This is a genomic window from Ruegeria sp. ABM4_193, assembly GCF_056158705.1.
In genome coordinates this window covers 3,015,614-3,029,223 of sequence record NZ_JBSWTT010000001.1, presented here as the reverse complement: position 1 = coordinate 3,029,223, position 13,610 = coordinate 3,015,614, and the positions used below count along the sequence as shown (strand labels likewise).

At 55.3% G+C, this 13,610-nt stretch carries 11 protein-coding genes; 8 read left to right on the top strand and 3 right to left on the bottom strand.

Annotated elements, in window-relative coordinates; genetic code table 11:
• Positions 1 to 8: 8 nt before the first annotated feature.
• Complete coding sequence (gene rpoC / locus ACXADZ_RS15150) at positions 9 to 4,250, top strand: DNA-directed RNA polymerase subunit beta' (protein WP_475197593.1); 4,242 nt, start codon at positions 9 to 11, stop codon at positions 4,248 to 4,250.
• A gap of 252 nt (positions 4,251 to 4,502) precedes the next feature.
• Here the strand turns inward: rpoC and ACXADZ_RS15145 are convergent, their stop codons facing one another.
• Entirely contained in the window at positions 4,503 to 5,774 is a 1,272-nt protein-coding gene (locus tag ACXADZ_RS15145; RefSeq protein ID WP_475197590.1) for a tetratricopeptide repeat protein, read from the bottom strand.
• 203 nt (positions 5,775 to 5,977) lie between these two features.
• On the opposite strand from ACXADZ_RS15145, the gene ACXADZ_RS15140 reads away from it, so the two are divergent.
• The 5 genes from ACXADZ_RS15140 (at position 5,978) to ACXADZ_RS15120 (ending at position 10,747) form a co-directional block, all read left to right on the top strand.
• Positions 5,978 to 6,220 (top strand): hypothetical protein, encoded by a 243-nt coding sequence (locus ACXADZ_RS15140; protein WP_475197588.1) that lies wholly within the window; start codon positions 5,978 to 5,980, stop codon positions 6,218 to 6,220.
• A gap of 22 nt (positions 6,221 to 6,242) precedes the next feature.
• Positions 6,243 to 7,883: a sulfatase-like hydrolase/transferase gene (locus tag ACXADZ_RS15135; protein WP_475197586.1), complete on the top strand. Its 1,641-nt coding sequence runs from the start codon at positions 6,243 to 6,245 to the stop codon at positions 7,881 to 7,883.
• A gap of 68 nt (positions 7,884 to 7,951) precedes the next feature.
• Positions 7,952 to 8,698 (top strand): hypothetical protein, encoded by a 747-nt coding sequence (locus ACXADZ_RS15130; protein ID WP_475197585.1) that lies wholly within the window; start codon positions 7,952 to 7,954, stop codon positions 8,696 to 8,698.
• A gap of 609 nt (positions 8,699 to 9,307) precedes the next feature.
• Positions 9,308 to 9,790 (top strand): hypothetical protein, encoded by a 483-nt coding sequence (locus tag ACXADZ_RS15125; RefSeq protein ID WP_475197583.1) that lies wholly within the window; start codon positions 9,308 to 9,310, stop codon positions 9,788 to 9,790.
• Positions 9,791 to 9,877: 87 nt separating this feature from the next.
• Complete coding sequence (locus ACXADZ_RS15120) at positions 9,878 to 10,747, top strand: DMT family transporter (protein ID WP_475197581.1); 870 nt, start codon at positions 9,878 to 9,880, stop codon at positions 10,745 to 10,747.
• Here ACXADZ_RS15120 and ACXADZ_RS15115 read toward each other — a convergent pair.
• Both ACXADZ_RS15115 and ACXADZ_RS15110 read right to left on the bottom strand, forming a co-directional pair.
• On the bottom strand, positions 10,732 to 11,538 hold the full coding sequence (locus tag ACXADZ_RS15115; RefSeq protein WP_475197578.1) for a glycosyltransferase: 807 nt from the start codon (positions 11,536 to 11,538) through the stop codon (positions 10,732 to 10,734). The genes ACXADZ_RS15120 and ACXADZ_RS15115 overlap by 16 nt on opposite strands.
• Positions 11,539 to 11,542: 4 nt before the next feature.
• Positions 11,543 to 12,349, bottom strand: a complete 807-nt coding sequence (locus ACXADZ_RS15110; protein WP_475197575.1) for a putative rhamnosyl transferase — start codon at positions 12,347 to 12,349, stop codon at positions 11,543 to 11,545.
• A 390-nt stretch (positions 12,350 to 12,739) separates the two neighbouring features.
• On the opposite strand from ACXADZ_RS15110, the gene rpsL reads away from it, so the two are divergent.
• Together rpsL and rpsG are read left to right on the top strand one after the other, a co-directional pair.
• Complete coding sequence (gene rpsL, locus ACXADZ_RS15105) at positions 12,740 to 13,111, top strand: 30S ribosomal protein S12 (protein ID WP_005621086.1); 372 nt, start codon at positions 12,740 to 12,742, stop codon at positions 13,109 to 13,111.
• A gap of 15 nt (positions 13,112 to 13,126) precedes the next feature.
• Positions 13,127 to 13,597: a 30S ribosomal protein S7 gene (gene rpsG / locus ACXADZ_RS15100; protein ID WP_010441203.1), complete on the top strand. Its 471-nt coding sequence runs from the start codon at positions 13,127 to 13,129 to the stop codon at positions 13,595 to 13,597.
• Positions 13,598 to 13,610: the final 13 nt, after the last annotated feature.

Here is a 13,610-nt window from a genome sequence, read left to right as displayed (position 1 = left end):
GGTAACAAATGAACCAGGAAATCACCAACAACCCGTTCAACCCGCTGACGCCCCCGAAGGTCTTTGACGAGATCAAGGTCTCGCTGGCGTCGCCCGAGCGGATCCTGTCTTGGTCCTATGGCGAGATCAAGAAACCCGAAACCATCAACTACCGGACGTTCAAGCCTGAACGTGACGGCCTGTTCTGCGCGCGTATCTTTGGCCCGATCAAAGATTACGAATGTCTGTGCGGCAAATATAAGCGGATGAAGTATCGCGGCGTTGTCTGCGAGAAATGCGGTGTGGAAGTCACCCTGCAGAAAGTCCGTCGTGAGCGTATGGGCCACATCGAACTGGCCGCGCCCGTCGCACATATCTGGTTCCTGAAATCGCTGCCGTCCCGCATCGGTCTGATGCTGGACATGACGCTGCGCGATCTGGAACGCGTTCTGTACTTTGAAAACTACGTCGTCATCGAGCCCGGTCTGACTGACCTGACCTACGGCCAGATGCTGACTGAAGAAGAGTACATGGATGCGCAGGATGCCTATGGCATGGACGCGTTCACCGCCAACATTGGTGCCGAAGCCATCCGCGAGATGCTGGCCCAGATCGATCTGGAAGCCGAAGCCGAGCAGCTACGCGCTGATCTGGCCGAAGCAACCGGAGAGCTGAAGCCCAAGAAGATCATCAAGCGTCTGAAGGTTGTTGAATCCTTCCTCGAGTCGGGCAACCGGCCCGAGTGGATGGTGATGACTGTGATCCCGGTCATTCCGCCGGAACTGCGTCCGCTGGTTCCGCTGGATGGTGGCCGTTTCGCGACTTCGGATCTGAACGATCTGTATCGCCGCGTCATCAACCGGAACAACCGTCTGAAGCGTCTGATCGAACTGCGCGCGCCTGACATCATCGTCCGCAACGAAAAGCGGATGCTTCAGGAATCCGTGGATGCACTGTTCGACAACGGCCGTCGTGGCCGCGTGATCACCGGTGCCAACAAACGCCCGCTGAAATCGCTGTCGGACATGCTGAAAGGTAAGCAGGGCCGCTTCCGTCAGAACCTTTTGGGTAAACGCGTCGACTTCTCGGGCCGTTCGGTCATCGTGACCGGTCCGGAACTCAAGCTGCACCAGTGTGGTCTGCCCAAAAAGATGGCGTTGGAGCTGTTCAAGCCGTTCATCTACTCACGCCTTGAAGCCAAGGGTCTGTCTTCGACCGTGAAACAGGCGAAGAAACTGGTCGAGAAAGAGCGTCCCGAAGTGTGGGATATCCTCGACGAGGTGATCCGCGAACACCCTGTCATGTTGAACCGTGCGCCGACGCTGCACCGTCTTGGCATTCAGGCGTTCGAGCCGGTCCTGATCGAAGGTAAAGCCATTCAGCTGCACCCGCTGGTCTGTTCGGCCTTTAACGCCGACTTCGACGGTGACCAGATGGCCGTTCACGTCCCGCTGAGCCTTGAGGCGCAGCTGGAAGCGCGTGTTCTGATGATGTCGACGAACAACGTTCTGTCGCCTGCAAACGGCGCACCGATCATCGTTCCGTCGCAGGATATGATCCTGGGTCTCTACTATGTGACCCTGGAACGTGAAGGCATGCCGGGCGAAGGCAAAGTCTTTGGCTCGATCGAAGAAGTGCAGCATGCGCTGGACGCGGGTGAAGTGCATCTGCACTCGAAAATCACCGCGCGGATCACGCAGATCGATGACGAAGGCAACGAAGTTCAGAAGCGTTACGAAACCACTCCGGGCCGTCTGCGTCTGGGTGCCTTGCTGCCGATGAACAACAAAGCGCCGTTCGAGCTGGTCAACCGCCTGCTGCGGAAGAAAGAAGTGCAACAGGTGATCGACACCGTCTACCGTTACTGCGGTCAGAAAGAGTCGGTTATCTTCTGTGACCAGATTATGTCGATGGGCTTCAAAGAAGCGTTCAAGGCTGGCATCTCGTTCGGTAAGGACGACATGGTCATTCCGGGTGACAAGTGGGGCATCGTTGATGACACCCGCGGTCAGGTGAAGGACTTTGAACAGCAGTACATGGACGGCCTGATCACTCAGGGCGAAAAGTACAACAAAGTTGTCGATGCCTGGTCGAAGTGTAACGACCGCGTGACCGAAGCGATGATGAGCACGATCTCGTCATCGGATCGGGCAGAGGACGGGTCCGAGCAGGAACCGAACTCGGTCTACATGATGGCCCACTCGGGTGCGCGTGGCTCGGTCACTCAGATGAAACAGCTGGGCGGTATGCGCGGTCTGATGGCCAAGCCGAACGGTGACATCATTGAAACGCCGATCATCTCGAACTTTAAAGAAGGTCTGACCGTTCTCGAGTACTTCAACTCGACCCACGGTGCCCGTAAGGGTCTGTCGGATACCGCTCTGAAGACGGCGAACTCGGGTTACCTGACCCGTCGTCTGGTGGACGTGGCGCAAGACTGTATCGTTCGTGAGATCGACTGTGGCACCGAGCGTGCGATCACTGCCGAAGCAGCCGTGAACGACGGTGAGGTTGTCGCCTCGCTGGCCGAACGTGTGCTGGGCCGTGTCGCTGCTGACGATGTTCTGCGTCCAGGCACAGATGAGGTGATCGTCGCAGCAGGTCAGCTGATCGACGAACGTATGGCAGATACGATTGATGAAGCTGGTGTTCAGTCGATGCGCATCCGCTCGCCTCTGACCTGTGAGTCCGAGGAAGGCGTCTGTGCAACCTGCTACGGTCGTGACCTTGCACGCGGTACCATGGTGAACACCGGTGAAGCTGTTGGCATCATTGCCGCCCAGTCGATCGGTGAACCCGGTACACAGCTGACCATGCGGACCTTCCACATCGGTGGTGTTGCGCAAGGTGGTCAGCAGTCGTTCCAGGAAGCCAACCAGGAAGGTGTTGTCGCGTTTGAGAACCCGCAGATCCTGGTCAATGCCGCAGGCGAAAGCCTGGTCATGGGCCGGAACATGAAGCTGGTGATCAACGACGAGAACGGCGAAGAGCGTGCCAGCTTCAAGCTGGGCTACGGCTCCAAGCTGTTCGTCAAAGACGGCACCAAAGTGGCCCGTGGCGACAAGCTGTTCGAATGGGATCCCTACACTCTGCCGATCATCGCCGAGAAAGCCGGTACCGCGAAATACGTTGATCTGGTTTCGGGCCTTGCTGTCCGCGACGAGACCGACGAAGCAACTGGCATGACCCAGAAGATCGTGATCGACTGGCGTGCGGCCCCCAAAGGCAGCGACCTCAAGCCCGAGATCATTCTGGTCGGTGAAGATGGCGAGCCGGTCCGCAACGACGCGGGCAACCCGGTTCACTATCCGATGTCGGTCGATGCGATTCTGTCGGTCGAAGACGGCCAGAAGATCGAAGCTGGTGACGTTGTTGCGCGTATCCCGCGTGAAGGTGCCAAGACCAAGGACATCACCGGTGGTCTGCCGCGTGTGGCCGAACTGTTCGAAGCGCGTCGCCCGAAAGATCACGCGATCATCGCAGAAGCCGATGGTTACGTGCGCTTTGGCCGCGACTACAAGAACAAGCGTCGCATCAGCATCGAACCGGCGGACGAGTCCATGGAGACCATCGAGTACATGGTGCCCAAGGGCAAGCACATCCCGGTCGCCGAAGGGGACTTCATCCAGAAGGGTGAATACCTGATGGACGGTAACCCGGCTCCGCATGACATCCTGTCCATCATGGGTGTCGAAGCGCTGGCGGATTACATGATCGACGAGGTGCAGGACGTCTATCGTCTGCAGGGCGTGAAGATCAACGACAAGCACATCGAGGTCATCGTGCGCCAGATGCTGCAGAAGTGGGAGATCCTGGATTCAGGCGACACCACCCTGCTGAAAGGCGAACATGTCGACAAGCAGGAGTTCGACGCAGCCAACGAGAAGACCCTCTCGCGTGGTGGTCGTCCGGCACAGGGCGAGCCGATCCTGTTGGGGATCACCAAAGCCTCGCTGCAGACACGTTCGTTCATCTCGGCGGCGTCGTTCCAGGAAACCACCCGCGTGCTGACCGAAGCTTCGGTTCAGGGCAAGAAGGACAAGCTGGTTGGCCTGAAAGAGAACGTCATCGTTGGTCGTCTGATCCCCGCCGGTACCGGTGGTGCAACTCAGGCCGTCCGCCACATCGCGCAGTCGCGTGACAACGTGGTCATCGAAGCCCGCCGGGAAGAGGCCGAAGCCGCCGCTGCTCTGGCTGCGCCGACCTTCGACGACGACATGGTTGGCGATGAGCTGGACGTTCTGGTGGAAACACCGGAAAGCCGCGAGTAAGCTCGACAGCATAAATTTGAAAAAGGCCCTGCAAAACGCGGGGCCTTTTTTCTTGGATAAGTGTCAAGTGTCAGCCTGATGCTGCGAGTGCTCGATCTGCCATCTAATGAAAGGATTGAGCCCACTTTGACCAATTCTGCGTAATGTCCGAATGACAGGAATTCGAATGAAGCGGACATGGTGCAACTGCTGAGCATTCGGTCTCAATGCCGTTGAGAGAAACTCAAGCGGTCGCAATTCGAAATCACACTCCTAACTTGGTGGCTTCCAATTGGCTTGTCTCATGGCGTCACCGAGTTCTTGCCCGTATTTCGGATTTGCAAAAAGTTTCTCAAACAGCGCATCCACGCGACTGTCTGGCCACTCGCGTGAAAGTTGTTCAGATAGAGACTGAGCTTGAACCTTATTCCCCAACATATGATGTGATGCCATTAGGTAAGCAACCGAGACAGGTCCGACGGGGCCGCCTTTTTCCATCACTCCCTCAAAGGCTGACACGGCGCCTTCGTAGTCCTTCATGTGGAACTTTGCTGAACCCATCGCGTTCTGAAACACATAACCCCTTTGAAGCTCGATTTTTGAGAGTGCGTCTTCGCTAATCGCTACGACTTGTTCAAATGAACCAGAATATAGCATTACCAGCGACACGAACTCTAACACATGGACGTCGTGTGGTGCCAAACGCTGTGCTCTTTGTGCAAATTCAATGGCCTCATGCCAGTTTCCCTTGGCAAACTTGACCCAGGCCATTGCGGCCTGACTCCAACCCGTTTCCGGAGCTAACTCCATGGCTCTCTTTGCCTGCGCGTCGGCATAGTTCAACATGTTCTGAGCCAGGTCGTCATCGGAGGTTAGCACGGCAATTGTCGCTGCGACCTGGGCAGCGCCTGCGTGGCCGCCGAAATAGCTGTCGTCGTTTTCGATTGCCCCCTTGAATATGGTCAGAGCCGCTTCAAGACGCGCAGGTTCTAAAGCCGGAAAGATCAGGTCCCGACCAGTATTGGCCAGATTGACAGCCTGCAGACGCATTGGGGATGCGTCAAAGATTGCGCTGCGCTCGTCACGGCTCAGGCCATCTACGGATAAATCAGTCGGAACATCCTGCTTTGTCGAGCTCACAAAATAGGCAATTGCAAAACAGCCAAGAGTGATAATCCCCACAAGCCCAACCCCTGGCCGAGCCCATGCACGCGTATTGGTTTCCAGCTTTGGGAATTCAGGCTGAGCGGTTTCGGAACAGCTCTTCGAAATCCGAGGTACGTAACCACCCTTTGGCAGTTCAAACACCGTTTTTTCGCCATGCCCGTCTGCGGCGTAATACTCGGCAAGCTTGCGTCGCAAGCGGCCAGCGTCCACCCGCACCACGTTTTCACGGCGCTCCATCTCGGACGCTGATCCGCCATAGACATCCATTGCAATTGTTTTTGCGCGAATTTCATCTGCCCTGCCGTTGAGAGTTTCCTCAACCACATACACAAGAAAGTCCTGTAGACGCAGTGACCCTTCAAAGGTTGAGGAACTCACAAGCCTCTGAAGCGCTGCCCGCACATCTTTGGTGTCGGGCTTTTCTTGATCATTTGTTGCTGGGGATGTTCTTTCAGATAATACCATTTTTTCAGCAAGTTACATCCATCATTACACCGTATTATGCCCCGATATACCTATTGTGAAAAGTGAATTCGTTGTTTGCTTTGGTAACATGCTGCTCCATCGAATGTACTGTCTAAATGAAGCGTAACGCTATTGATAATCTGTTTCCCAACCAAAAGGCCACGATAGCAGACCTAAGGCGGGTGGACGCGGTATTCGATGAAATCTGCCGAGACTATCAGCTTCTCAGTGACGAGTACTCTGCTTTGAACACTGAGCCTGGAAGTCAGTCTTACCAGCTTGCCTGCGACATCCGCGAAACTTTGGATGGTCTTCGGGATGAAATCGTCCGGTCATTGCGGCGGGCAGGAAAGATGTAGTTCAAAAGGGGAAGGGATACCGATGAGATCGATATTGAAACAAGCCTCGGCCATTGTGTTGATGGCTGGCGCAAGCTTTGCTCAGGAAGCACCCATCATACACGACGGAGAGTTCGAGTATCTCCGCGCGCAGTTTGGAGAGGAATGGGACGCTCAGGATACAGAAATTGAAGCAAAGCTTGCCGAGATTCGCGACGCCAATGGCGGCAAGCCACCCAATATCCTCTACATTCTGATAGACGATGTCAGCTTTGGTCAGATGGGCAACCGGACGATGAACTACGTCACCGGCTTCGACACGCCCAACATCAACGACTTTGCCACGCAAGGCATGTCTTTGATGAGAATGTATACTGAGCCATCCTGCACACCGACACGAACGGCCATGCTGACCGGTCGCCATCCGGTACGTGCCGGTGTGGAGGAGGTCAAAGTAGCGTTGGTTGGCGAAGGTCTTTCAGCCGAGGAGGTTACGATTGCCGAAATCCTGAAGGAAGAAGGCTATAACACAGCGCATGTTGGAAAGTGGCATCAGGGCGATATAGAACAGGCCTACCCGCACAATCAGGGTTTTGATTGGGCGGCCTTCCCCTTGCATCAACAGGTTCAGCTCAGCCTGATGACACGGGACGCCATGGTTGCCAACAACATGCTTGGCTTCCATCCGTCGGGTCAGTCGAACCAATTCCGGCTGGACGCGCGGTTCAAACCCTACGGCCTAGTAACCGGCGTTGAAGCGGAAGCTGGCGGTCTGGCGCGCGAAGTCGACATGGCGCCGGGCGAAGAGTGGACTCAGGCTAAATACGAGGAAATGAACCTGCGCTATCAGCGGCAAGCACTGGAACAGCTTGAGCGGCTGGCTTCGCAGGACGCGCCATTCTTTATGCAATACTGGCCGCTCTATCCTCTGAACTTTGCCTATCCTGATCAGGCTGTATCTCGTAACGGCGGCTTCCATGCGGACAAATTGCAGGTTCTGGACGGTTGGATTGGCGAGGTTTTGGCCAAGCTGGATGAAACCGGTAAAGCAGAAAATACCGTAGTCATGATCATGGCTGACAATGGTTTGATGTATCATTATGAAGGTACTTCCGGGCTGAACCAACTGATCTATCGCGGCGGAAAGACTCAGCACCTTGAAGGAGGTGTGAGAACTGACGCGTTTATTCGGTGGCCCGGCGCAATCGAAGCGGGCAGTGCGGCAGGTGACATCGTTCATGTCTCGGATCTGTTTTCGACATTTGCCCGGATCGCAGGCGCAACAGACCACATTCCACGCGACCGTGTAATTGATGGCATCGACCAGACAGCACTATTGCTGGAGGGAGAAGGCAATTCGCGCCGTGACTACGTCTATGTGTACGAAGGGCCAGTATTGCGTTCGGTGGTGAAACAAGAGTTCAAGATGCATCTACCTGCCCCCGGTCAGCCCGGCGCGGCCGCCCCTGTATTCAATGTCTATCGCGATCCACGAGAAGAACATCCGCTTGTCGGGTACTCGCTGTGGTCCGGGGCGTCTTTCCAGGACATGTTGAAGCGCCACCAGAAGTCCATCGAAGAGCACCCTCACAAACCGCTCGGCAAGGGTGTCCCCTATGAAGGCATTGAAAACCTCAGGCCCGAAAGCGAATTGGCCCGAGAAGTCTTTTCTAGCTGGCAATGACGAACTTGAGACGGCGGTGCCGAGACACCGCCGTCAAACTGGTCGCATGAGTTTTTCCAAGGTGTTCTATGACCCGCATCACCTTTCATCTGGCAGTCTTATCCTTGGCGATGCTCGTAGTGGCTTCTACCACCAAAGCCGAAGAAAACGCGTCAAATCCACTGGCGGCGGTTAACAACACGGACATTCGCTATCAGTATTTCGATCTGGAAGGGGGGGCAGACCGTCAGGACATGTTCATCGATGGTGCATACATGCTGCGCCCCGATCTGAAGCTAAAATACGAACTGCATTACAATTCAACGAATGTGACGGGACAGAGGTTCAATGGGTTCGAGAAGACCAGCTTCAAGCTGATCTACTTCCCTTCCCAAAAACCCTTGAATGACACATGGGCTGTAAAATCCGCGCTTGGTTTGGAGTGGATACTTGATTTTGGCGACACTGACGAAGGCATTGGCACCGGGTCTGATCAAATCGCTCCGTTCGGAGGCTTCGCTTTTTCAAACACAAAAAGTGGGCTGACACTGATCCCACTGGTCCAGCATTTCGCATCTTACAATGGACCGACCGATGTCAACCAAACCGCGATGCGCCTAATTGCACTTCAGCCATTTGGTGAGGGGTATTGGATCAAAGCGGATATCAAAGCGCCCTATGATTGGGAGAATGACGCCTGGCCCGCGACCGCAGAATTCCAGATCGGAAAGAACCTGAGCCTCGGAATGGCCCTCTATGCAGATGTGCTGATCGGGATTGGTGCTGATCGACCCTATGACCAAGGCGCCGGGATCGGTCTTAGATTCAATTATTAAGTCGCAATTTCCTTAAAACAGCAGTCACTCGCTGCACCGCATCACAAAATGCCATGGTACTTGAGACAAGCCTTATGGCTCTGCCAGTGTTCGTATCAGTTCAATCACTACCAGCATCTGGTCAAAAAGAAACCGGTTGGTGTCATGGAGCGTCTTTCTATCTTTTTACCCCCTATCCTGCGCAACTCGCGACTATCCAAGGGATGTGAAGTCTCAGTCTTTCGAGTTCTGTGAAACGTCGGAAAGCGATGTCAGCTTTGAGAAGCTTGCTGTCCTTGGTTGAAGGATGAGGCGCGGCATCTTTGACCGCGCGCTTATTAACCTTGAACGCTCACGTTGCGCGCGGCGGCTCTATGGCCAAAACTGTGATGTTGAACGGTCAGCGTAAGCCTTGTCTTACGCATGCCTGTCAGGATTCAAAATAACCAAATACCGATTTCGGATAACTCAGGTTATAGGGCGCGCGGTTCATTTTAACGTCGCAAGAAAGCACGCGATTTTGATCCGGCTTGACCCACTGCACACTTCTATCGTGATGTCTCGTTCTTGAGGTTTCACAATCTCTAGTTTAGCTCTGGCCTGAGATTACATTTTATTTTGAATTGACTCATGAGCACAGAAAACAACTCTTTCGAAGATCGCGTTGCGCGGATCAAACAGCGCTCGGATGAGAACGCGAGAAACGCACCTCGGCCCAGAACCGAGAGCATCTGGCAACGTTTGGCCTATCCCGGTGCGTTTTTGGGGGCCTTTTTGCTGGGAATCTGTGCCGTGTTTCTGACCCGTTACATTCAATACCAATCCGTTGGTATTCCGGTTCAGCGGCAAGTTGATACGCAGGATTTCGTCAGCCTCGGACTTGCGGGCGGGGCTTGCATCATGGTGATGCTTTTTCTGAAAGGTAAACTGCGAGAGTTCGCAGGCGCGCTTACGGTTGGCGCGTTGCTGACGACGTTTACCTTTCACAACCTTGTTTGGAAGTACCCAGATTTTTTTGAGCAGACCTATGGAAAAGACTGGGTGGATTTCGTCAAAGATACAACCGAGCCGTCCAGTTTAAATCTGTTTGGGACCATTGTCCCCTTCGGCTGACATCCGGCTGACGGGCAAAAGCGATATTGACATCCGAAGCTATAGTTTGGCCAATACCGGCGTTTGCCAGCCCGGAGCCCAGCCAACATGACCCCGAATACCAAAGGTGCCTTGCTGATGATGGGCAGCATGGCCGCGTTTACCCTTAACGATACGCTGGTGAAGATCGCGCTGCAGGAGCTGCCCCTTTTCCAGTTGGTGGCTTTAAGGGGTGCCTTGGCTGTTGTTCTGGTCTATCTGCTGGCCCGTTCACTTGGGGCCCTGCATCTGAATTTTTCGCGTCACGACAAATGGCTTGTAGCGTTACGCAGCCTGACTGAACTGGCTGCCACGTTCTTTTTCCTGACGGCGTTGAAGAACATGCCGCTTGCTAACGTAACGGCCATTCTACAAGCGCTGCCGCTGACTGTAACGCTGGGTGCCGCTTTGGTATTCTCGGAACAGGTTGGCTGGCGGCGCACCCTGGCGATTGTGGTGGGATTCATTGGCATGGTGTTGATCGTCCGGCCGGGCCCGGACGGCTTCAGCATCTATTCTGTCTACGCGCTGATCGCCGTGGCATCGATAACGGTGCGGGATCTCGTCACCCGTCGTATGTCTGCCGACGTGCCGTCGATGGTTGTGACATTGGCAACCTCAGGCTCTATAGCAAGTGCTGCGGCGGTTGCCTCGGTGTTTGAAGGGTGGGTTCCGGTTTCGGCCGCAGCGGGATCATTGGTCGCCGCCGCCGCTATTTTTGTGCTGATGGGCTACCTGTTCAGCGTCATGGTCATGCGTCAGGGCGATGTTGGGTTTGTCGCGCCGTTTCGGTATTCCAGTCTGCTTTGGGCGCTGGGGCTGGGTTGGGTTGTATTTGATGAGTGGCCCGACACGGTGACAATGCTGGGTGCTGCGTTGATTGTCGGTGCTGGTTTGTTCACCTTGTTCCGCGAGCGGGCCCGTCAAGGCACAGAGTGAACCCGCCTGACATGGCTCTGATCAATGGCAAAACGTGATTGAAACTCGGCCTCCTGAAGCTGTGATAGGGGGCTGAGTTCGGCCGTTGTGCTTCTGGTTTTGGGAAAGTCATTGAACCGGTTCAAGCCGCGGACCCACATCGGCTTATCCGGGCGCGTAATCACCGGCATGGCCCGATTGATCCTGTTGTGGGTAAAGTTCATGATCGATTTGCGGTTGCCGCCTTGCGCAAACATTCCAAGTCCGGCTGTCATCAACGGACGATGTACGCGCTTGGCTTGAATGCCCGCAGCATCTGCGCGCGCCAGGTAGCCACAGTTGAAATCAATTGCAACCATGGCTCGGTTTTGAAACAGCCCGGCATTGTCAATTACAGTTCCACGCAGCCGTTCGACGAAATCCACTGCCACCGCATCATCGTCATCATGGCGAAATTGCAGGCAGGGCAGGTGGAGGTTTTGACGCGCGGCATTCATAACCTCTTGCATGACCTTTCTGTGCCGCCCCGGAAGTCTGGCGGCGATTTGCACCTGTTTCAGGTCGGCGGTCAGATCATGCAAGCGATCAAAGGCGGGTTTGGGCAAGCACTCACCAACAACGATCACAAGATGAAAGTCTTGGTCGGTTTGCTGTTTCAGTCCGGGCAGGGCGATGGTTTCAAACAACCGGAATCGTTCGTCCAGCCGTTCAGATTGATACAGAAACTGCCGCCGTTCTTCGACAGTGGCGTGCATGGTCTGAAACCCACCAATGGCAGGATAAGAAAAACGGCAAAGACCGAGGACCTGCATCCGCTCAACCCCGCACAGGTGTAGTTTCGAACTCTTTAGGGTGGATCGCGAAACGTGTCCGCAAATCTTCCGCCTGTTCTGGTGTAAGCGGCAACAGCTCACGCGTGTCCTTGCGGGCATGGTCCGAGTCGTTGAACCCGTGCAGCATACGCACCCACATGGGCGCGTCCGGGTAGCTGACCACCGGCATGAACCGCGCCAGTCTGTTGTGCAAACGGTCAAAGATTGTCTGTTTACTTCCGCCCCGAACATACATACCCAAGCCGACCCCCAACAGCGACCGATAGACCTGCGCAACGTGCAACTCATTTTTGTCACGCCGGGCGACGTAACCGTGGTTGTAGTCGATCGCGACTGACTCGCATTGCTGCATTAGCCCTGCGTTTTCGCGCGTTGCAGAGCGGAGCTTTTCTATGAAGTCGACCGAGACCGCGTCATCGTCGTCATGCCGAAACTGAAGGCAGGGTTTATGCGGGTCTGTTCTGGCGGTGTTCAGAACCTCCCGCATCACTCGCTTGTGATCTGCGGGTTCCTTCTCAATGATGCGGACCTGTTTGACCCCGGCGGTCAGATCGCGCAGCCGTTGCGAATAAGGCGGCGGCAGGCATGTCCCTGTTAAAACCAGCAGCTCAAAACGTTCATCCGTTTGGGCGCGAAAACCGGGCAGGGTAACGGTTTCAAACAAGCGAAAGCGTTCTTCCATTCTGTCGGGTGCATATAGAAACTGCCTTTGCTCCTCGATTGTCTTGTGGCTCAGCCGAAAGCCGCCAATCGCGGAATAGGAAAAACGGCACAGGCCAATCACTTGCATCTGTCGTCCATCGGCTGGTAGTCAGCGCAATTATGCCCCCGCTGTACACCGGTCGCAACAGGGATGAGGTTGCCTTTTGGGGCAATGTGTTAAGTCCAAAACCCCAGCAGGTCGCGGTTGTCGGGATAGTGCTGTTGACACTTGGGCCGACTCCCCCTATTACGCGCGTCATCTCGGTGCCGGGGGCCGCCCCGTAGCCGATTCCAGTAATGAGCTGGTCAAGGCCCGGACAATTTTACAGTTCGCGCCCTCTGAGAAACAACCGCGACGTTCACCTCGGAATGGGAACGCTCGTGGGTTTTGCGCTTGTGGACGCACGAACGCAGCGAATTTAGCCGCACGCAACGCGCGTGCATGTCATGTGTGTTGCAAAACGGGGAAAGAACCGGAATGCCAACTATTCAACAGCTGATCCGCAAACCGCGGCAGCCCAAAGTAAAACGCTCGAAGTCCATGCACCTGGAGCAGTGCCCGCAGAAGCGCGGCGTCTGCACCCGCGTGTACACCACCACACCGAAGAAACCGAACTCGGCTATGCGTAAGGTTGCCAAGGTGCGCCTGACCAACGGGTTCGAGGTTATCTCATACATCCCCGGTGAAAGCCACAACCTGCAGGAACACTCGGTTGTTCTGATCCGTGGCGGCCGTGTGAAAGACCTTCCCGGTGTGCGTTACCACATCCTGCGCGGTGTTCTGGATACTCAGGGCGTCAAAGACCGTAAGCAACGTCGTTCGAAATACGGCGCGAAGCGTCCCAAGTAAGAAGGAGAGGCTGATATGTCACGTCGTCACGCCGCCGAAAAACGCGAAGTCCTGCCTGACGCCAAATTTGGCGACAAGGTATTGACCAAATTCATGAACAACCTGATGATCGACGGCAAGAAGTCGGTCGCAGAGCGCATCGTTTACAACGCGTTTGACCGCGTTGAGAACAAGGTAAAGCGCGCTCCTGTCGAAGTGTTCCACGAAGCACTCGACAACATCAAACCGTCGGTCGAGGTTCGCTCGCGCCGGGTTGGTGGTGCAACCTATCAGGTTCCGGTCGAAGTGCGCCCCGAGCGCCGCGAAGCACTGGCCATCCGTTGGCTGATCACTGCTGCGCGTGGCCGCAACGAAAACACCATGGAAGAACGCCTCGCCGGTGAACTGCTGGACGCTGTACAGTCCCGCGGTACTGCCGTGAAGAAGCGCGAAGACACCCACAAGATGGCCGAGGCGAACAAAGCCTTCAGCCACTACCGTTGGTAATTCAGAGGCTTAT

Coding starts and splice junctions, on each gene's coding strand:
- ACXADZ_RS15130 (WP_475197585.1), top strand. CDS start 7,952: ATGACCCGCATCACCTTTCATCTGGCAGTCTTATCCTTGGCGATGCTC.
- ACXADZ_RS15140 (WP_475197588.1), top strand. CDS start 5,978: ATGAAGCGTAACGCTATTGATAATCTGTTTCCCAACCAAAAGGCCACG.
- rpsG (WP_010441203.1), top strand. CDS start 13,127: ATGTCACGTCGTCACGCCGCCGAAAAACGCGAAGTCCTGCCTGACGCC.
- ACXADZ_RS15125 (WP_475197583.1), top strand. CDS start 9,308: ATGAGCACAGAAAACAACTCTTTCGAAGATCGCGTTGCGCGGATCAAA.
- rpsL (WP_005621086.1), top strand. CDS start 12,740: ATGCCAACTATTCAACAGCTGATCCGCAAACCGCGGCAGCCCAAAGTA.
- ACXADZ_RS15110 (WP_475197575.1), bottom strand. CDS start 12,349: ATGCAAGTGATTGGCCTGTGCCGTTTTTCCTATTCCGCGATTGGCGGC.
- ACXADZ_RS15135 (WP_475197586.1), top strand. CDS start 6,243: ATGAGATCGATATTGAAACAAGCCTCGGCCATTGTGTTGATGGCTGGC.
- ACXADZ_RS15115 (WP_475197578.1), bottom strand. CDS start 11,538: ATGCAGGTCCTCGGTCTTTGCCGTTTTTCTTATCCTGCCATTGGTGGG.
- ACXADZ_RS15120 (WP_475197581.1), top strand. CDS start 9,878: ATGACCCCGAATACCAAAGGTGCCTTGCTGATGATGGGCAGCATGGCC.
- rpoC (WP_475197593.1), top strand. CDS start 9: ATGAACCAGGAAATCACCAACAACCCGTTCAACCCGCTGACGCCCCCG.